The sequence below is a fragment of the Candidatus Halobonum tyrrellensis G22 genome (assembly GCF_000495475.1).
GTDB classification, from domain to species: domain Archaea; phylum Halobacteriota; class Halobacteria; order Halobacteriales; family Haloferacaceae; genus Halobonum; species Halobonum tyrrellense.
Genome location: NZ_ASGZ01000057.1, coordinates 26,040 through 44,320, shown reverse-complemented (window position 1 = coordinate 44,320; position 18,281 = coordinate 26,040). Strand labels below are relative to the sequence as shown.

Here is an 18,281-nt window from a genome sequence, read left to right as displayed (position 1 = left end):
GGGGCGCGAACGCGCCTGCGAGCTTTCGACGGCCTTTTCTCCCGCGGCCGAGTCCGTCCCCGTAATGGCAGAGTTCATGGTCGTCGCCGGCGACGAAACCGGCGACACCCGGCAGTTCGACGTGGACGGACAGGACGCGAACCGCTTCCTCGGCCGAGAGATCGGCGACGAAGTCGACGGCACGGCGATCGGCGCCGACGGCCTGACGCTCGAACTGACGGGCGGCTCCGACACCGCGGGCCGACCGATGCGCGAGAACGTCCCCGGCACCAGCCTGAAGGAACTGCTGCTCGACGGCGGCGTCGGCTACACGCCCGCCCGCGACGGCGAGCGCAAGCGCGTCACCGTCCGCGGCCGCGAGGTCAGCGAGGAGACGGTCCAGATCAACGCGCGCGTCGGCGGCGGGACGCTCGCGGACGCCCTCGACGACGAGGAGTCCGAGGGCGACGCGGATGCGGACGCGGACGACGACGACGAGTAAACTTTCCTCGCCGCCCTCCTACCACTACCCGTGCCAGACAGGATCGCCAGCGACGCCGACGGCGTCACCACCCACCGCGCACGGCTCGCCCGCTCGGGCGGCACCCGCCTCCCGTGTCTCCGCCTCCCCGACGGTCTCGGGGTGGAGGCGGGCGACGAGATACGCCTGGTGCTCGACGGGACGCGCTATCACGCCCGCGTGGCCGGCGACGCCTCCGGTCTGCTGGTTCGCGGGGCGTACGACAACCGCCGGCTCGTGCGCGAGAACACCGGAGAGGGGGAGAACCGCCTCGTCGAGTGGTGCCGCGAGCACGACAGGGAACCCGACGACGCCGTCGACCTCGACGCGGTCGACCCGGGCCACCTCTACGGCCTGCGCGTCCCGGGCGAGCGGACGGTGTACGAGGTGTCGAAGCGGCCGAACAGTAGCCTCCAGGACATCGCCGACTCGCTGTACGACGACTCGGGGTAGCGACGCGCGGTGACGCGGGCGTCACCGGCGGTCCGACGAGCAGTCCTTTTAGGGCTCGACGCACCATCCGCGGTATGAGCGACAGCGAGAGCAAACTCGACGAGTTCCTCGCCGGCGAGCGACTCGACGACGTGGCCATCTTCCTCACCCACGACTTCCTCGACGCGCAGGGGAAGATAGCCAACATGGGCGAGAGCGTCGACAACGGCGTCGTCCTCGTCGTCCCCGGCGACGACGGCCGGCAGGCGTTCGCCTCCGGCACCGGGATGGACCCGATGGCGTTCGCGCGGGAGGCGATGGACGAGGAGGGCGTGATCCACCCCGACCTCGGGGGCGGGGAGTGCCCCAACGCGGTCGAGGACCCCGAGGCGGACCACGACGTGGAGTTCCTGTTCGCGTTCGGAGAGGCACGGAACGAGGAGGTCGGCGGCCTCTACGAGGAGGGCGACGTGATGCACGCGTACGCCCACTGTTCGTGCGGCACCGACTACTCGCACAAGTGGCTGATGGGGACGCGCGAGCGGGGCGATACCGCCGGCGACGCGGCGTAACGACCGGCGGAGAGCCGGCCGTCCGAACCCGTTCCGTCCGCGCCGTCAACTCGTCCGGTCGGCGCGGCTACTCCCTCCCGCGGCGCTCGTCGTCCGAGCGGTCCGCGTCGGTCCCGCCGTCGACCGGGTCCGTCCGGTCGTCGCCCCGGCTACCGGCGGCGTCGCCGGTCGATCCCTCCCGGGGCGAGTCGACCGGGTCCGACGAGTCTGCCGGGGTCGCCGAGTCCGACGAGTCCACGGAGTCCGCCGCGTCGGACGCCGCCGGGTTCTCACCCACCTCCGGCGCGCCGTCGTCGGCGGCGGGCGGCGCGCCCGGCGTCTCGTCGGACGGGAGCCCCGCAGTGTCGCGCGTCGCGGGCGACACCTCCCCGCCGCGGACGAGGTCCGGCAGGACGAGGCGGGCCGCCTGCACCACCAAGACCAGCAGCAGCGGCGCGAGGAACAGCCCGTACCACCCGAAGAGGACCGGGCCGAGGATGTACGCGAACATCACCATCCCGACGTGGAGACCACGGCCCGAGATGTACGGCCGCAAGACGAGTTCGGGTACGGTGTCGACGACGACGAACGCGACGACGAGAAACAGCACCGGGAACCACAGCAGCGCCGGGTCGTCCAGCGCCGCCTGCACCCCGAGGTACAGCCCGATGGGGACGTAGACGACCTTGATCCCGACGACCGGGATGAGGCTGCCGACGCCCGTCAGCAGACCCAGAAGCGTCGCCGCGGGGAACGCGATGCTCGCCGGCGCGACCAGGTCGACCGCGTTGTAGGTGATGGCGGCGACGATGGCGATGGCGAACGCGGTGAGGATGTTGCCGAAGTACAGCGTCTGGAGGTCGCGGTCGACCGCGGTCGCGTACGCGTGGGCGGTCGAGTCGCGGCCGACGAGCGAGCGGAACCACGCCGCCGCCCGCTGGTCGTCGCGCAGCAGGAAGAACGCGAGCGCGAGCACGACGAACAGGTAGATGAGCCCCGCCGCGAGCGCGCTGACGTAGCTCGCGGCGGCGCCCACCACCGAACTCACCGACCCCGCCGACACCTCGGATAGCTGGCTCGGCAGCGACGAGACGAGCGACCCGAGGTCGCTGGTGATCACCGTCTCCCCGAGGTACGGCTGGAGGAACTCGACGTACGCGGGGCTGTCGGCGAGCAGCCCCTGTAACTGGTCGACGCCCACCAGCACCGTGTACCCCATCAACAGCAGTATCGGGAGCGCGATGGCGACGAGCGCCCCGGCCGCCGTGAGGGTGGGGGAACTCGACCGACGGGCGATCTGACGGTAGATGGGCCTGGTCGCGTAGTAGACGAACAGACCGAGGAGGAACACGCCGACGAACGCGTAGAGCACGTACGCCACGACGGCCGCGAGCAGGGCGACGACCAGCCACCACGCGACGCGCGACCGGTCGAACTCCGTGTCGACTGGGATACTCATCGGACGGACGAGGGCGCGGAGCCCCTCAAATCCCCCGGCCGTCGCGGCCGACCCGACGTTTATGTAACTCCGCCGACGAAATCGGCCGATGGTCAGGTGGAACGCCGCCGTGTTCGAGGCGAGTACCCGACGGCTCCTCCGCGACCTCGCGGTGACGGCGCTCGTCTCCCTCGTCCCGGTTCTCGACGCCGCCAACGGGCTGTCCGTCTCGTGGCCGGCGGTCGGCGCCGGCGTCGCCGTCAGCGGCGTCGCGGCCGGACTGGTCGCCACCTCGACCGGCCGCCGACTCGACGCGTGGGGCGGGCGGACGACCCTGCCCGAGCGAACCCCGCTGGTCGGCGTCCTCGCCCTCCCCGTCGTCGCCTGAGCGGTGGTCCGGCGGCTGGGGGTCCCGCTCGGCGTGCTCAACAGTGTCCTCCTCGGAACCGCGGGGGCGATGCTCGCGATACAGGCCGGCCGGGTCCTCCGCCGAGTCGCAGGCGGTCGGTCCCGCGTCGCGGCGTGACCCGCGCCGGTCGCCGAGCGCGGGTCCGGGCGTCGGTGTGACCCGCCGACTACGACTCCCGGAGCGACGCCGAGAAGTACGCGCCCGCGTCGGCGTCCGACCCGCGCGAGAGGGGCCGGAGGGCGTCGGCGCCGCAGTCGCCGCAGGCGGGCGGCCGCTCCGGGGCGGCGTGGACGGTTCCGCACGCCTCACAGACGAAGAAGTTCGGGACGAGCACGACCGGGAGTCGGCGCCGGTCGGACAAAACGTCGCGCCGTCGTCGGTCGACCGGTCGACCGGGCGCCGGCGACCGTCGGTCGTCGGGTCCGCGCCGACCCCGAACTCAGGGTTCGAGGACGACCCGGAACCGCGCCTCGTTGTCGACCATCCGGTCGTACGCCTCCTCGACCTCCGAGAGGGGGAACGTCTCGACCTCGGGGGTGATCTCGCGGAGCGCGCTGAACTCCAGCGTGTCCTGGGAGTCGCGTGCGTCGCCGGACGCCCACCCGGAGACCGACCGGCGAGCCCCGATCAACTGCTGGACGTCGGCCTCGACGGGGTCGCCGGGGACGCCCACGATGACCACCTCGCCGTCGGTGCCGAGACCGCCGACCGTCGCCTCGATGGCGTCCGCGACCGGCGCGGTGGCGAGCACGACGCTCGCGCCGCCGAGTTCTTCGAGCGCCTCCGCGGGGTCCGTCTCGGCGGTGTCGACGAAGTGGTCCGCGCCGAGGTCCGTCGCCAGTTCCTCCTTGTCGGCCGAGTGAGACAGCGCGACCGTCTCGAAGCCGGCGGCGTGTGCGTACTGGACGCCGAGGTGGCCGAGTCCGCCCACCCCGAGCACCGCGACGAGGTCGCCCGGATCCGCGTCGGTGTTCCGGAGCGCGTTGAACGTCGTGATCCCCGCACACAGCAGCGGCGCGGCGTCGACGGCGTCCAACTCGTCGGGGATCGCCGCGACCGCCTCCGCGGGCGCGGTGGTGTACTCGGCGTAGCCGCCGTCGAACGTGATCCCGGTGATCTCGGCGTTCTCGCACTGCTGGAAGTCGCCGCGGCGGCACGCCTCGCAGGTGAAACAGTGGCCGCCGTGCCAGCCGACGCCCACCCGGTCGCCCTCGGCCCACTGGTCGACGTCGTCGCCGACCGCGTCGATACGGCCCGCGATCTCGTGGCCGGGGATCCGGGGGTAGTCGATGCCGGGGTAGCCCGTCTCCTTGACGAACACGTCGCTGTGACAGATCCCGCACGCCTCCACCTCGACGCGAACCTCCCCCGCCTCCGGGTCGGGCACGTCGCGTTCGACGTGTTCGAAGTCGCCGCCCTTCTCCGGTACTTCCACTGCCCTCATGCGTCGCTCACCTCTCGTCGGGTCGACATAACGAATACGGGTACGGGCGTGAGCCGGATAGCTCTGCGGGCCGCGGAACCGACACCGGGTCAGTCGAGTCGGTCCCGTCCGGCGGGATCGTTTCGAGTCGGTCCCGTTCGGCGGGGTTACTCCGCGCCGGCGTCCGCAGTCTCGGCGGCGGCCTCGTCATCGGCCTCGGCTTCGGCTTCGGCCTCCGCCCGTTCGGCGACCCGTTCGAACGCCGCGAGGATGACGCGCTTGGTGGCGCGACCCTCGGAGGTCCAGTGGCGGGCGTAGTCGAGCATGTCGTCGTACACGTCGGGCTTACAGCCCGAGGCTTTGGGGTGGCCGCCGCCGTCCACCTGCCGCGCCACCTCGTGACACCGCTCGAACGACTCCGACCCGCGGATCGAGGCGCTCCCCGACGGTTTCACGACCACCGCGGCGTCGGCTCCCCGCTCGCGGAGTTCGTCCGCCACCTCGTTCTGCGAACACCGACCGTAGGTGACGCCGACCGTCCACGCGCCCACCTCGTGGCTCTCGGCGCGTTCGACCGCCTTCGCGATCAGCCGCTCCTTCTCGACGCGGCGCTCGGCGACGTACGCCTCGGCCGCGGGCGGGAGGTCCGCGCCGTACGCGCCGACGACGGCGGCGTACTCCTCGGCGTCGGTCCAGTAGGCGTAGTCCGCGAGGTCGTCGCTCCGGTCGTCCTCGTTGAGCCAGAGGTCGTGGTCGCGGGTGACCGCGGCGAGTTCGCGGAACCGGTCGGGGAACTCGTAGTCGAGCGACCGGAGCGTCACGTCGGTCGAACACTCCTCGTCGCTCTCGCCCACCACGAGGTCGATATCCAGCCCCGCGACCCCCGCCGCGAGGTCGTCGTCCCACTGGTGGTGGTCGAACCACCGCACCGCGCCCGCGCGCTCGACGACCGTCCGCAGGTCGGCCTCGACGTACTCGAACTCGTCGGGGCAGATGTCACAGACGAACACGTCGGTGCCGGGGTCGAGATACTCCGCGACGTAGCCGAGGTCCTCCTCGAACGAGTGGGGTCCCGACGGGAGGAGCGCGACCGACGACTCGGGCAGGTCCTCGTCCGTCCCGTCGTCCCCGTCCGCCTCGGCGGCTTCGACGGCTCCGCTCGCCTCGGCGGCGACCGGGTCGTCCCCGTCGCCACTCTCGTCGTCCGCGTCCGTCACCGTCCGTTCGAGGCGGGCGAGGAACGGGTCGGGGTCGAGCGCGGCGCCGTACGCCTCCCGGATCAGCGCGATACAGCCCAGTCCGTCGGCGTCGGAGTCGGTGACGACGACCGCCTCCGCGCCCGACAGCGCCTCCCTCGCGCGCTCCTCCGCGCGGTCCTCGTCGAGCGAGTCGGGGTAGAAGAATCCCTTCCCGGGGAGCTTCGACCGTCGCTCCAGCGAGAGGGTGTCCGTGTCGATGAGTGCGTCGTCCATACCGGTCGGACGCGACCGGGCGTGAAAACTCCGGTGTTGTGGGTCGTCTCGGGCGCTCGCCAGGGTCCGACCGCGCTCCGTCCGAGCCGACCCCGGACCGGCCGCGGTCCACCCCGCTCAGGCGCCGCGGGTCGTCGGCTCGCCGTCCCCCTCCAACTGTCGGACGGTGAGCACCGGAACCGGACAGGTCCGGACGACCCGTTCGGCGACGCTACCGATCAGGAAGCGGTTCTCGCCGTGCCGCCCCCGGGTGCCCGTGGCGACCAGGTCGGCGTCGATCTCGCGGGCGTAGTCGCCGATCTCGTTGGGCGGCCGACCCTCGCGGACGACCGCGGTCACGTCGCCCGCCGAGCGCTTCTGTACGTCGACGATCGCCGACCCGCCGCGCTCCTGGAGTGCGTTGCGCATGTCCGTCCGGACCGCCTCCGGCGAGGAGTCCACCTCGCCCGAGTCGACGACGTACAGCGCGTGGACCGCGGCGTCGAACTTCTCCGCCAGATCGAGCGCCACGTCCACCGCCCGCCCCACGCTGTCGGACCCGTCCGTGGCGATGACGATGGTGTCGAACACGCCGATCCCTTCCGGCGGTCGACGCTTAAAGCTCCCCGTCCGTTCGGCCGCGTCGCCGCGGGCCGAGTGAGCGACTCGGGCGGCCGCCGCCCCCGGATCGGCTCCGGGACGAGGGGAACACCTTTCACTCACTCCGACCCAGTGGCGGTCATGAGCATCGAAGTCGAACGCGTGCTGGTCCCCGTCGACGGGAGCGACGAGTCGCTCGACGCCGTCGACTACGGGGTCGCCATCGCCGACCGCTACGGCGCGGAGGTGCACGCGGTGTACGTGCTCGGTGAGGAGGTGGTCCGCGCCATCGAGACCGACGCGGTCGACGAGGGTGAGGTCGCCGACGACACCGAGTCGTTCACCGACACCGTCCGCGAGACCGGCGCGGCGGCGGGCGTCGAGGTGGTCACCTCCATCGCGTACGGCTTCTCCACCCAGCGGAAGTCCCGCCACCCCGGGTCGGTGATCCTCGACACCGCAGACGCCGTCGAGGCCGACTTCCTCGTCGTCCCGCGGGAGCCCACGAGCGGCGGACCCGCCGAGGTGCTGGAGAAGGCCGCCGAGTACGTCCTGCTGTACGCCAGCCAACCCGTCCTCTCGGTGTGAGACCGACCCACCGGTTTGGACACCGTCTCCGTCCAGTCGGAGTACAGGGGTGTCGTGCTCGCCAACGCGACGGGGGCGACGTTCGCCGACTCGGGGTTCAACGGTCTCGTGACTCGGTTCCGGTCGAGCGACGACAACACGATCCGGAACAGCACCGGCGTTCGGGTCTCCATCGACGCGGAGTCGAGCGAGAACACGATCCGCGGCAACTCACTCTACCCCGAGCGAACGAGCATCGCTGGCGAGTCGAACCTCGTCTACGACAACCGGATCACCGTGCCCGCCAACGAGTCGCTCGGCGACTCCGTCTCGGGGAACAACACGTGGAACGTCTCCGCGCGGTCCGGCGAGAACATCGTCGACGGCGACAGCCACGGCGGCAACTACTACGTCAACGAGGCGGGGACGGGCTACAGCCAGACGTGTGCGGACGCCGACGGCGACGGGTTCTGCGACGAGCCCCTCCGGATCAACGACAGCAACACGGACTACCTCCCGCTCGCGGAGCCGAGTAACGACACCGCACAACCCGGCGACGGCGGCAACGACTCGGGGACGAACGACACCTACTACCAGGTCGACTTCGTCGCGGGTCAGCCCATCGACGAACTCGGCGAGGAGGGGCTGTACGCCGACGAGGACCGCCTGCTGCGGTTCGCGTTCGGCGAGACGGGCGAGGCCATCAGCGAGAAGGACTCCGCGTGGGCCAACGAGTCCATCCGGTCGGCCGTCGAGTACGGCCACGTCGTCGAACGCGACGACGGCACCGCGAGCGTGACGTTCACCGTCGCCGACGGCGAGAGCGTGACGCTGTCGCTGGTGACCTACTCGATGCCTGCTGATGAGTTCTCGATGGACACCGTCGACCAACAGGTTCTCCTCGACGCCACCACCGAGACGTACGGTCCCGGCGAGCACACCATCACGGTGAGCCTGCCCGACGACGCGGACGACTCGGAGAGCGACGAGGAGACGGGAAGACGAAAGGACGACTCGGAGAGCGACGAGGAGACCGGGAGACGAGGAGGGGACTCGGGGACCGACCCCCTCGCGGACTCACTCCTCGTCTTCGACCGAGTCGACCAGACGCGCCGTCATCTCCAACTCGAACGACTCGGCGTCGCTGGTCTCGAAGCCGACGTTCTTGTACAGCGCGACCGCGGGCCGGTTCCACCGCTCGACGGTGAGCCACACCTTCTCGACGCCCGTGGCCGCGCCGTGTGCGAGCAGCGCCTCGATCAGTCGGGTGCCGATGCCGGCGCCCTGATACGCCTGGAGCACGAAGATCGCGAGTTCGAACGAGCCGTCGTCGCGGACCAGCGTGGCGTGGCCCGCGGCGTCGTCGCCGTCCCACGCGACGACGTTCCGGCAGTCGCCGCCGAGGATCGTCTCCAGCCACGACCGGACCGCCGACTCGCCGTTCGGCGGGATACCCTGCGCGCGGTCCGTCGGGTCGAACGCCTCGTACATCGCAACGAGCGCCTCGAACTCCGCCTCGTCGCCGGTGTACGCGCGCACCTCGATATCGCGGCCCTCGGCGTCCTCGAACCGCACCGGCGGCTCCGGGAACCGACCCGTCGGCTCGTCCGGATAGACGCGCTCGCTCATCTGACGAGGGTCACCGAGACCTGCGAGTTGAGCAGGACGAACTGGGCTATCTGGCCGAGCGATATCTTCCCCATCGGGCTGCGCCGCCCGCCCCCGAGGGCGATCCGGTCGAACCCCTCCGACTCCGCGATGTCGACCAGTCGGCTACCGGCGTCGCCCTCGACGCGGCGCACGTCGGCGTCGAGGTCCGCCTCGGCGAGGACCGACCGGACGCGCGCCTCGACGTCGTCGTACGTCCGGTCGGCGCTGGGGTTGTCCACCACCGCGACCGTGAGGTCGTCGCCGGCCGTCCGCGCGCGCTCCACCGTGGTTTCGAGCGCGGTGAACGAGTCGTCGCTCCCCCCGATCCCCAGCAGGATTTTCATGCCGGTCGGTGGGAAGCGCCGGACAAAAAGCGTGCCGCCGCTCGCCGCCCCCGGCGCGGCGACCGGGCGGCCGCCTCCGACGCCCGGGAACGGGTTTTTGAGGGCGGGCCGGGTACGGCTCTCCATGGCAGACGACGCCGGGGACGACCCCGCGACGGAGCGGACGGGCGAGACCCCCGACGACGCGACACCCGCCGACGGCGAGGCGGACGCCGGCGCGGCGGGGGCGGACGGAGACGAGACCACGGCGACGGGGGCGAGCGCGGCCGCGGAGCCGAGCGACGGGGCGGACGCCGAGGCGGCCGACGACCGGTCGGGGGCGGACGCGGCGAGCGACGGCTCCCCCCCGGGACCGGACGTGGGCGCGGACGCGCCGGGGGACGTCCCCCGCGACGTCCGGAAGTACGACCGGTTCCAGAAGATGGACCGCGCGGAGTACGACCGGGTCAACGAGTTCCTCCGCGACCGGACGTACGTGACCGCGCGGGAGTGGGCCATCGCACGGCTGTGTGCGGACTTCCGGACGGAGACGGGCGTCGAGATGACCAAGATCGGCGAGAACCTCCCCCGACTGGTGCCGTTCATGACCGACACGTACACGCCCCAAGCCGTGAACCAGGCGCGCGCCTCCTTCGAGGAGAAGGTGCGGAAGGCTGGCGCGACGTTCCTCTACGGCGCGATGTGCGGCTTCTTCACCGCCGAGGACCTCGACGACATGATGTACGAGGTGACCGAGGTGGCGAAGTTCCTCCTGGAAGTCGAGGGTGTGGACCTCGCCGTCGAGGAGGAACTCGCCGCCGAGGACCGCATCTCGACGGTGATGCGCGACGTGCGCGAGGCGAGCGCGGAGGTCCGCGGCGAGGAGGTCAAGTGCCCCGAGTGCGGGCACGTCCACGAACCCTGACCCGCCGGCCCGGACGCCGGGGCGGTCGCTCCGGTCACCGCCCCTGCCGACCCGCACGCCGGGACGGCCCGCGGGACGCGCCACTTTTCACTCCGGCCGGTAACCGACTGTAGTATGGCCGCCCCCGAGTTCGACATCGTCCCGCCGGAGACCATCCGCGACGGCTCCGCGACCGACGCGTACTTCCTCCGGACCGAGGAGACGCTCCGGCACGCCGAGCGGAACCCGACCGTGGTCGCCGAGGTGACCGCCGACCAGTTCCCCGCCGGCGAGTTCGAACTGCTCGCGGGCGTGAAGGACGCCGCGGCGCTGCTGGCGGGGCTCGACGACGCGGTGACGGTCGACGCGCTCCCCGAGGGGACGCTGTTCGACGGCGGCCCGGTGATGCGGCTCGAGGGACCGTACCGCTCGTTCGCCCGGTTCGAAACCTCCCTCCTGGGCTTCCTCTCGCACGCGTCGGGGGTGGCGACCGCCGCCCTGAACTGTCGCCGCGCGGCGCCCGAGTCGGACCTGCTGTCGTTCGGCGCCCGGCACGTCCACCCGAGTATCGCGGGGATGATCGAGCGGAGCGCGCTGCTGGCGGGGTTCGACGGCTTCTCGCACGTCGCGGCGGGCGAACTCCTCGACCGGGAGGCGTCGGGGACGATGCCGCACGCGCTCGTCATCTGCTTCGGCCGGGGCGAACAGGAGGCGGCGTGGCGCGCGTTCGACGAGGCGGTGCCCGCCGACACCCCGCGGGTCGCGCTGTGTGACACCTACTCCGACGAGAAGGACGAGGTCGTGCGGGCGGTCGAGACGCTCGGCGACGACCTCGACGGCGTCAGACTCGACACCACCGCCTCGCGCCGCGGCGACTTCCGGCACATCCTCCGGGAAGTCGAGTGGGAACTCGACGCCCGGGAGATGGACGGCGTCGACGTGTTCGTCTCCGGCGGGCTGGGCCCCGCGGAGCTCCGCGCGTTGCGCGACGTGGCCGACGGCTTCGGCGTCGGCGGCTACGTCTCGAACGCCGACCCGGTCGACTTCGCGCTCGACATCGTCGAAGTCGAGGGCGAACCCTGTGCGAAACGCGGGAAGCTCTCGGGCGCGAAGGAGGTGTACCGCACCGCCGACGGCGGCCACGCGGTCGGCCTCCGCGACCGGGACGGACCCGACGGCGCGGAGGCGTTGCTCGAACCGCTGGTGCGCGACGGCGACGTGGTACGGGAGTTCTCCATCGAGGCGGCGGCCGACCGGGCGCTCGCGGACGCCGAGCGGACGGGGTTCGGGTCCGGGGCGGCGGAGTGAGGCCGGGGAGACGGACCGCCGGCCGCAGGCCGCCGCGACGCCCCGCTACTCCTCGCCCGTCGCGTCCGTCCCGGTCGTCGACCCCGCCGAGTGGGTCGACTCCGCCTCGACCGACTCGGCGTCCGCGGACGGCTCCGGCTCCGGGCGGGTAACGTACTCGTGGAGGTCGTCGCCGGTCACGTCCAGCCCCTGCCGGGAGAAGAACGAGGCGACGTTCCGGCAGTCGCGGTCGAGGAAGTCGTCGGCGTTCGGGTGGTGGACGGTGATCGCCTGCCCGAGGTCGATGACGAACAGTTCGCCCTCGTGGATGATCAGGTTGTACTCCGAGAGGTCGCCGTGGATCAGCCCCGCCGAGTAGAGCCGACGCATGTACTCGCGGACCACCTCGTACGCCGTCTCGGGGTTCTCGACGGTCACCTCGGCCAGCCGGCGCGCGCGGTCGTCGGCGTGGCCGACGAGGTCCATCACGAGCACGTTCCGCTGGACCGCGATCGGTTCGGGGACGCGCACGCCCGCCCGCTTCGCCCGCCGGAGGGTGGCGAACTCCTTGCGGACCCACGCGAGCACGACCGCCTTCTTGTCGCCGCCGATCCCCTCGAACCGGGGGTCGCCCTCGAGGTAGTCGCGCATCTGCCGGAAGTTCGAGGTGTTGATCCGGTACACCTTCACCGCGAGTTCGTGGTCGTCGTCGCCGAGCGCCTCGTAGACGTTCGCCTCCTTCCCCGTCGAGACTGGTCCGCCGAACGCGGCGATGTGGCCGTCCTGGACGAGTTTGTACAGCGCAGCGAGCGTCGCGTCGTCGAACACCGCCGCCTCGACTTTGAACTGCTCGGTGTTCTTGATCCGCTCGCGGAACTGGTTGAACGCGTGGTCCTGGCGGCGGGCGATGCGGTCGGCCTCGTCGTCCGAGACGTCCAGTTCCTCCCACTCGTCGCCGGGGACGTCCGACTCCTCGGGGTCGGTCAGGCCGAACTCGCCGCGTTCGCCGCTCATCGTCGCACCTTCGACCCCCGGCCATGAAAAGCCTCGCCAGTCCGGCCGCGGGTCGCGCTCCCGACTCCACGGCGAGCGCCCCCGCTCACGGCGACCGGCGCTCGCGGCCCGGACGGCCGTCGCTCGGCGTCGCCCCGCGGCTCACCGGAGGTGGCCTGCGTCGCGGAGCTGTTCCGCCTCGCTCTGCTCGTAGCGGCAGGTGATGTCGCCCTTCTCGTCTTGCCAGTCCCACGGCTCGACGAGCACCACGTCGCCCTCGCGGATCCAGACGCGCTTCTGCATCCGGCCGGGGATGCGCGCGGTCCGCTCGGCGCCGTCGGCACACCGGACCTCGACGCGGTTCGCCCCGAGCATCTCCGTCACCTCGGCGAACACCTCGTCGTCGTCGGGCATCCGGAGTTCGGTCGTCCGGGAGTCGTCGTCGCCCATACCCGCCGGGTTCGACGCGTCCGATGTAAAGTCAGCGCATGCCGCCCCCGTCGTCCGTCCCACGCTCCGCGCGCCCGCCGCCCGACCGCCGCACGCCCGCCGCCCGACCGCCGGCGTTTTCACGCGTCGGGGGTACCGCCGAGTATGTTCGAGAGACTCGGAACGGCCGGCGTGGGCGGTCTCGTCCTGCTGCTGGCGGGACTGGTGGTCATCGCCGTCGACTCGCTGATAGTCGCCGGCGGGATGGCGCTGATGCTGATCGGACTCGGGCTGGTGGTCAAGGGGTTCGCGAGCAACCTGATGCAGCAGTTCGGCTTCGCGTGACCGGGTCGCGGTCCCGGTCGACGCGGGCGCGGGGCCGCGCCGCCCGGCGGTGAGCGCTCGGTCCCGCAGTTTCCGTCACTCGTCGCCGGCGTCGGTTCCGGCCGCCCGGAGCACCTCGCGGCCGGGCGCGATCAACTCGTCGAGGTACTCCGCGAGCGCGCCCTTCGCGTCGGCGGGGTGGAGTTCGCCGGACTCGAGGTCGCCGGCGAGCGCCTCGTAGTCGTCGTACTTCAGGTCGCCGCCGTACTCCTCGGGGCGTTCGACCACGACGGTCTCGAACCGCGGGAACACGTGGTAGCGGAATATCTCCAAGACGGGGTTCTCGCGGTCGTTCCCCTCGCCGTCGGGGTCGGGGTCGCGCGTCGGCGGACAGAACGCCGCGTTCACCTTCTCCTCGATGGCCTCCGTGGAGTCCTCCATCGACAGCGAGACGCCGGACGACGACGACATCTTCCCCACGCCGGTCGTGAGGTCGGCGATGATCGGCGTGTGGAGACACGGCCGCGCCTCGTAGCGGTGGTCGCTCTCGCCGTCGTCGATGCCGGAAACGACTTCGCGGTGGAGCATGTGGACCTTCCGCTGGTCGGTCCCGCCGACCGCGAGGTCCAGATCGAGGTAGACGATGTCGAGCGCCTGCATCAGCGGGTAGACCACGTGGCTCACCTTCGCGGTGTCGCCGCCCTGGATCTCGGCCATCGCGCGCTGGGCGCGGTTGAGCGTGGTCGACAGTTCGAGTTCGTGGAGGTCGAGGGCGTACGGCTCGTCGAGTTCGAACTCCGAGCCGAGGACGAACTCGGTGCGGTCCTCGGAGAGCCCGTACGCGACGAACTGCTCGCGCATCCGCTCGGCGGTGTCGCGGATCTCCGCGAACGTCCCCTTGTCGTTGAGGTAGGCGTGAACGTCGGCGAGCAGGACGACCACCTCGAAGCCCAACTCCTGGAGGTCGATCAGCTTGTTCGCCGTCAGCATGTGCCCGATGTGGAGGACGCCCGACGGCTCGTACCCGACGTACACCCGCTTGCCCTCGGGGTCGTCGGCCAGCGCGCGTACCTCCTCCTCGGTGACCACCTCGGAGACGTTCCGGGTGAGCCGCTCGTAGGCGTCCGTACTCATACTCGGAGATCCGCCGTGCGCCGATTACGTCTTTCGGATGTGTGTGACGGCGCCCGACGGACGACCCGGGGCGCCCCACGCCGGCGGGACGGCCGGCCGCGGACGCGAGCGAGTAGCGCCCGACGAGCCGGCTCACCTCGTCGTTTATCGGGTTCGTACTAATCCGCCCCGCAACGTCGGTTCGGGCACCCATGTCCTCCGCCACCGCCGCACCGCCCCTCCTCGGCGCGGTGCGGGGGGTCGCCTTCCGGCTCGCCGTCGCGATGGCGCCGGCGAATCTGCTCGTGGTGGCGGTCGGTCCGCTGGCGCCGGCCGACCTGCCGCTGGTCGCCGCACTCGTCGTCGGCAACGTCACGGCGCTCGTGGTCGGGCACGACTACGCCGCCGAGGAGTGAGCGTCGGAACACGGCTGCGGAGCGGCCGAACGGGCGGCCTACTCCAGCCGGTCGACCACGGCGTCGGCGTCGTACGCCAGCGTGAGCGACCGCGAGCGTCCCCTCCCGTCCACCTCGGCGTACTCCGTCTCGATGATGCCGAGTTGGTCGAGTTTGTTGACGATCTCCGAGTAGCGCGTGTAGCCCAGGTCGGTGCGCTCGTGGAACGCCTCGTACACCGCGCCCGCCTGCTCGCCGTCGTTGTCGGCGATGACGGCCACGAGCGCGCGCTCGGAGTCCGAGAGCCCCCGGAGGCTCCGCGAGAGGTGGACGTACTTCGACTTGTCGTACGCCGACTCGACGTCGTCGACGGACACCGTCTTCGACGCGCGCATCTCGGCGTTCAGCCCCGCGCGGTGGAGCAGGTCGATCCCGACCCGGAGGTCGCCCGACTCCGCGGTGAGGTCGGCCACCCGGTCGAGTTCGGGCGCGCCGAGCACCCCGTCGTGGAAGCCGCGGTCGGCGCGCTCGCGGAGGATGTCGACGATCTCGTCGACGTCGTACACCGGGAAGTACACCTCCTCCGGGCGGAACACCGACTGGACGCGCGAGTCGAGACCGTCGACCACGTCGAGCGCCAGGTCCGACGAGATGCAGATCACGCCGATCTTCGCGCCCGGGTGGGCCTCGTGGGCGCGCAACAGCGAGTAGAGCGTGTCCGACGCCTCGTTCTCGTAGAAGAGGTAGTTCACGTCGTCGAGCGCGACCACGAGCACGTCGTCCCGTTCGACCAGGCGGTCGGCGATCTGGCCGAACAGTTTCTTGAACGAGATGCCCGACGAGGGCGGCTCGTAGTCGAACAGCCCCTCGAACACCCGCGAGAACACCGCGTAGCGCGTCGAGTCCACCTGACAGTTGACGTGGACCGCCCGCACGTCCGTCTGGGCGCGCAGTTCCGAGAACAGTTTCTGGACCGACGTGGTCTTGCCGGTGCCGGGCGGCCCGCGCACCACGGTGTTGAGCGGGCGCGACCCCCGCGCGGCGGGCCGGAGCGCGTACTTCAGCGACTCCAGTTGGGTCTCCCGGTGACGGAACGTCTCGGGGACGTAGTCCACCTCGAAGACGTGTTCGTCGCGGAACACCGACTCGTCCCACGACAACATCCCCTCGTCGTCTCCGGGCATCGTACCTGAGAGGTGTCGCGTCCGGACACTTAACGATTCCCCGACAGCGCACCGGAACTGAAAGTGGTCGTATCGCCGCCCCTTCGGCGGGTCTCTTCGAGTACCAGTTTCAGTTTCGCACCGGTCGATCCCGGGTCGGCCCGGCTAGAACTTCCCCAACAGTCGGTCGTAGAACCCCGCCCGGCCGGGCGACTCGCCCGCCTCGCCCGCCCCGGGGTCGCTCGCGCCCGCCGAATCGCCGGAGCAGGCCGGGTCGGCCCGGTCCTCGCCGTCGCGCGCCTCCCGCGCCAACTTCTCCACGATGAGTTCCGGCGTCGACCGCGCGAGGTGGCCCTTCCGCGGCGAGCGGTTCACCACCAGTTCGCCGTCCTCCAGCCCGACCGCCTCGATGCCGTCGACCGCCACGTCGAACGCCGCCGCCTCGCGGATCTGTCGGGCGAGGTGGGAGACGAACACCGCGGTCGCCCCCTGGTCGTCGAGCGCCTCCAGAATCCCGGCGATGATCTTCGCGGACGCCCCCGGCTCGGTGATCGATTCGAGTTCGTCGACGAGGACGAGCCGCCCCGCCGCGCCGTCGACCAGGTCGCCGAAGTCCCGCAGCGTCGACTCGAACGCGCCCGCGTCGAGCGTCCCCTGCGACTTGGCGTAGTAGTGGAGCTCCGAGACGCGCCGCAGCCGGAGCGACTCGGCCGGGACGGGCAACCCCATGTGCGCGAGCGTGACGACCAGCCCGACGAGGTCGAGCGTCGACGTCTTCCCGCCGGAGTTGACGCCCGACAGCAGCGTCACCCCCGACACCTCGTAGTCGACCGGGTCCACCTCCTCGAACGGCACGTCGAGCAGCGGCGACCGCCCGCCCTCGATCCGGAACCCCCCGCGACCCCGTCCGTCACTCTCGGTCGCCACGCCGGGTTCGGCGGCCGCCGGCGCGTCCGCACGCTCCGAAGCCGTGGTAGCGGCCTCGCTCTCGACGAACTCGGGGACGACGCAGTCGAAGTCGTCGGCGAACCGAGCGACGGCGAGCTCCACGTCGAGTTCGAGCGCCTCGCGCACCAACTCGTCGACGTCGCCGCGGAGCGCCCCCAGGTCGGCCGCGAGGTCGGACTTGAGCTTCGCGGCCCGGCGGTCGCGGGCGGCCTTGAGTTCGGTCCGCAGCCGCGAGAGGGGTTCGTCGTTGTACTCGACGGGGAACGTGGGTTCGCCCGCGAACACCCGCTCGGTGAACTCCGCCTCCCCCTCCGCGAGGTCGAGCGCGTCGGCCATGTGCGTGCGCGCGTCGCCGATGGCCTCGTCGTACTCGTCGGAGAGCTCCCGCGAGAGCAGCGAGTCGACGCGCGCCCCCTGTTCGACCAGCGAGAGGAAGTCGCGACCCTCGATGGTGACGTTCCGCTCGCCGATGGCGTCCCGCAGGCGGTCGTTGGCGACCGACGCCGCGGTCGACGCCGCCGCGTCGAGGTCGTCGACCGCCGTCGACAGCCGGTCGAGTTCGCCGTCGCCGACCACGCCGCCGTCGTCGGTCACGCGCGCGAGCGCGTCCCGCAGGACGTCGAGGTCGCAGGCGGGGTCGAGTCCGGCGGCCTCGTGGGTGTCCGCCGCGGCGTGGAGGCGGTCGCGGTTCGTCGCGAAGAAGGCGAGCAGCCGCTCGGGCACCACCTCCTCGGGGTGCTCCTCGGCGTCGGGGAGCACCCGCACGTCGCCGTCGACGTCGACGCCGGCGAACGCCTCGTCGAGCGCGACCACGGTGGAGTACGACCGCGCGAGCTCCGCCAGCCCGCGGCGGTCCTCGACCACCTCGACCGACAGTTCCGGGAAGGCCGCTTCCGCCTCGGCGTACCGCTCGGCGTCGGCGGTGGCGACCGCCCGCTCGCGGACCCGCAGCCCCCGCGGCTCCGTCAGCGGTTCGACGCCGCCGAGCGCCGCGAGGACGGCCTCGTCGGGGTCGCGCTCGACCGCCCGGGCGGCCCACTCGCGCACCTCCTCGATCCGCGAGCGGGTGGGGCTGGGGTACAGCGTTTCCAGCCGCTTGGCCGCGTAGTCGGTGACCGTCCGCTCCTGGAGCAGGCCGAGCGCGTCGGCGGCGAGTTCCTGCGCGCGGTCGGTCGCAGCCCACCCCCCGGGGTCGTCGTGGCGGCGGCGGATCGCGCCGCGGGCGATGGCGGCGGCTCGCCCCTCCGAGAGCCCCTCCGCCCGCGCGAGCCGAGCGACGTCCCCGTCCCGGAGCGCCGCCTCGGCCCCGTCGAGGTCGGCGAGCGCGGCGGCCGTCTTCTCGCCCACGCCCGGAACCGACGTGAACTCCATTCACCACCGCG

The 18,281-nt window shown here is 71.7% G+C and carries 21 protein-coding genes and 1 pseudogene; 10 read left to right on the top strand and 12 right to left on the bottom strand.

The window, feature by feature from the left end:
• Nucleotides 1-64: 64 nt before the first annotated feature.
• The 3 genes from K933_RS13555 (at nucleotide 65) to K933_RS13545 (ending at nucleotide 1,503) form a co-directional block, all read left to right on the top strand.
• Nucleotides 65-481 carry a 30S ribosomal protein S6e gene (locus K933_RS13555; RefSeq protein WP_023395313.1) on the top strand — a complete coding sequence of 139 codons (417 nt, stop codon included), beginning with the start codon at nucleotides 65-67 and terminating at the stop codon, nucleotides 479-481.
• Between the two features lie 30 nt (nucleotides 482-511).
• On the top strand, nucleotides 512-952 hold the full coding sequence (locus tag K933_RS13550) for a DUF7112 family protein (RefSeq protein WP_023395312.1): 441 nt from the start codon (nucleotides 512-514) through the stop codon (nucleotides 950-952).
• Between the two features lie 74 nt (nucleotides 953-1,026).
• Nucleotides 1,027-1,503, top strand: coding sequence for a DUF5807 family protein (locus K933_RS13545; protein ID WP_023395311.1), 477 nt, complete (start codon nucleotides 1,027-1,029; stop codon nucleotides 1,501-1,503).
• Between the two features lie 67 nt (nucleotides 1,504-1,570).
• Here K933_RS13545 and K933_RS13540 read toward each other — a convergent pair whose 3' ends face one another.
• Nucleotides 1,571-2,941 carry an AI-2E family transporter gene (locus K933_RS13540; RefSeq protein ID WP_023395310.1) on the bottom strand — a complete coding sequence of 457 codons (1,371 nt, stop codon included), beginning with the start codon at nucleotides 2,939-2,941 and terminating at the stop codon, nucleotides 1,571-1,573.
• Between the two features lie 88 nt (nucleotides 2,942-3,029).
• On the opposite strand from K933_RS13540, the gene K933_RS13535 reads away from it, so the two are divergent.
• Complete coding sequence (locus K933_RS13535; protein WP_023395309.1) at nucleotides 3,030-3,308, top strand: hypothetical protein; 279 nt, start codon at nucleotides 3,030-3,032, stop codon at nucleotides 3,306-3,308.
• A 187-nt stretch (nucleotides 3,309-3,495) separates the two neighbouring features.
• Here K933_RS13535 and K933_RS18815 read toward each other — a convergent pair whose 3' ends face one another.
• From K933_RS18815 to K933_RS13520, 4 genes are all read right to left on the bottom strand, one after another.
• On the bottom strand, nucleotides 3,496-3,663 hold the full coding sequence (locus K933_RS18815) for a hypothetical protein (RefSeq protein WP_200862328.1): 168 nt from the start codon (nucleotides 3,661-3,663) through the stop codon (nucleotides 3,496-3,498).
• A gap of 105 nt (nucleotides 3,664-3,768) precedes the next feature.
• Nucleotides 3,769-4,773, bottom strand: a complete 1,005-nt coding sequence (locus K933_RS13530; RefSeq protein ID WP_049947876.1) for an alcohol dehydrogenase — start codon at nucleotides 4,771-4,773, stop codon at nucleotides 3,769-3,771.
• Nucleotides 4,774-4,919: 146 nt separating this feature from the next.
• Nucleotides 4,920-6,224: a DHH family phosphoesterase gene (locus tag K933_RS13525; RefSeq protein WP_023395306.1), complete on the bottom strand. Its 1,305-nt coding sequence runs from the start codon at nucleotides 6,222-6,224 to the stop codon at nucleotides 4,920-4,922.
• A 117-nt stretch (nucleotides 6,225-6,341) separates the two neighbouring features.
• A complete protein-coding gene (locus K933_RS13520) occupies nucleotides 6,342-6,794 on the bottom strand; it encodes a universal stress protein (protein ID WP_023395305.1) in 453 nt (150 codons plus the stop codon).
• Between the two features lie 150 nt (nucleotides 6,795-6,944).
• Between K933_RS13520 and K933_RS13515 the strand changes: the two genes are divergently transcribed.
• Nucleotides 6,945-7,391, top strand: a complete 447-nt coding sequence (locus tag K933_RS13515; protein ID WP_049947875.1) for a universal stress protein — start codon at nucleotides 6,945-6,947, stop codon at nucleotides 7,389-7,391.
• A 54-nt stretch (nucleotides 7,392-7,445) separates the two neighbouring features.
• Nucleotides 7,446-7,727: pseudogene (locus K933_RS19495) on the top strand (hypothetical protein); the annotation flags it as partial.
• Between the two features lie 720 nt (nucleotides 7,728-8,447).
• Here the strand turns inward: K933_RS19495 and K933_RS13505 are convergent.
• Nucleotides 8,448-8,999 carry a GNAT family N-acetyltransferase gene (locus tag K933_RS13505; protein WP_023395302.1) on the bottom strand — a complete coding sequence of 184 codons (552 nt, stop codon included), beginning with the start codon at nucleotides 8,997-8,999 and terminating at the stop codon, nucleotides 8,448-8,450.
• The gene (locus tag K933_RS13500) at nucleotides 8,996-9,364 is read right to left on the bottom strand and encodes a universal stress protein (protein WP_023395301.1); all 369 of its coding nucleotides are present in this window, start codon (nucleotides 9,362-9,364) and stop codon (nucleotides 8,996-8,998) included. Before K933_RS13500 ends, K933_RS13505 begins: the two co-directional genes overlap by 4 nt.
• A gap of 124 nt (nucleotides 9,365-9,488) precedes the next feature.
• Here K933_RS13500 and K933_RS13495 point away from each other — a divergent pair, with 124 nt between their 5' ends.
• Complete coding sequence (locus K933_RS13495; RefSeq protein ID WP_023395300.1) at nucleotides 9,489-10,268, top strand: DUF5806 family protein; 780 nt, start codon at nucleotides 9,489-9,491, stop codon at nucleotides 10,266-10,268.
• Between the two features lie 114 nt (nucleotides 10,269-10,382).
• The gene (locus K933_RS13490) at nucleotides 10,383-11,555 is read left to right on the top strand and encodes a nicotinate phosphoribosyltransferase (protein ID WP_023395299.1); all 1,173 of its coding nucleotides are present in this window, start codon (nucleotides 10,383-10,385) and stop codon (nucleotides 11,553-11,555) included.
• Nucleotides 11,556-11,600: 45 nt separating this feature from the next.
• Here the strand turns inward: K933_RS13490 and rio1 are convergent, their stop codons facing one another.
• A complete protein-coding gene (rio1, locus tag K933_RS13485; protein WP_023395298.1) occupies nucleotides 11,601-12,548 on the bottom strand; it encodes a serine/threonine-protein kinase Rio1 in 948 nt (315 codons plus the stop codon).
• A 141-nt stretch (nucleotides 12,549-12,689) separates the two neighbouring features.
• Complete coding sequence (eif1A, locus tag K933_RS13480; protein WP_023395297.1) at nucleotides 12,690-12,977, bottom strand: translation initiation factor eIF-1A; 288 nt, start codon at nucleotides 12,975-12,977, stop codon at nucleotides 12,690-12,692.
• A gap of 144 nt (nucleotides 12,978-13,121) precedes the next feature.
• On the opposite strand from eif1A, the gene K933_RS13475 reads away from it, so the two are divergent.
• On the top strand, nucleotides 13,122-13,301 hold the full coding sequence (locus K933_RS13475) for a DUF7470 family protein (protein WP_023395296.1): 180 nt from the start codon (nucleotides 13,122-13,124) through the stop codon (nucleotides 13,299-13,301).
• A 75-nt stretch (nucleotides 13,302-13,376) separates the two neighbouring features.
• Here K933_RS13475 and K933_RS13470 read toward each other — a convergent pair whose 3' ends face one another.
• Nucleotides 13,377-14,414 (bottom strand): tyrosine--tRNA ligase, encoded by a 1,038-nt coding sequence (locus K933_RS13470; protein WP_023395295.1) that lies wholly within the window; start codon nucleotides 14,412-14,414, stop codon nucleotides 13,377-13,379.
• A gap of 191 nt (nucleotides 14,415-14,605) precedes the next feature.
• Here K933_RS13470 and K933_RS13465 point away from each other — a divergent pair, with 191 nt between their 5' ends.
• Nucleotides 14,606-14,809: a hypothetical protein gene (locus K933_RS13465; protein WP_023395294.1), complete on the top strand. Its 204-nt coding sequence runs from the start codon at nucleotides 14,606-14,608 to the stop codon at nucleotides 14,807-14,809.
• A gap of 38 nt (nucleotides 14,810-14,847) precedes the next feature.
• Here the strand turns inward: K933_RS13465 and K933_RS13460 are convergent, their stop codons facing one another.
• Both K933_RS13460 and K933_RS13455 read right to left on the bottom strand, forming a co-directional pair.
• Nucleotides 14,848-15,972, bottom strand: a complete 1,125-nt coding sequence (locus tag K933_RS13460) for an ORC1-type DNA replication protein (RefSeq protein ID WP_023395293.1) — start codon at nucleotides 15,970-15,972, stop codon at nucleotides 14,848-14,850.
• Nucleotides 15,973-16,116: 144 nt separating this feature from the next.
• Nucleotides 16,117-18,270, bottom strand: coding sequence for a DNA mismatch repair protein, muts family (locus tag K933_RS13455; protein ID WP_023395292.1), 2,154 nt, complete (start codon nucleotides 18,268-18,270; stop codon nucleotides 16,117-16,119).
• Between the last annotated feature and the right edge of the window lie 11 nt (nucleotides 18,271-18,281).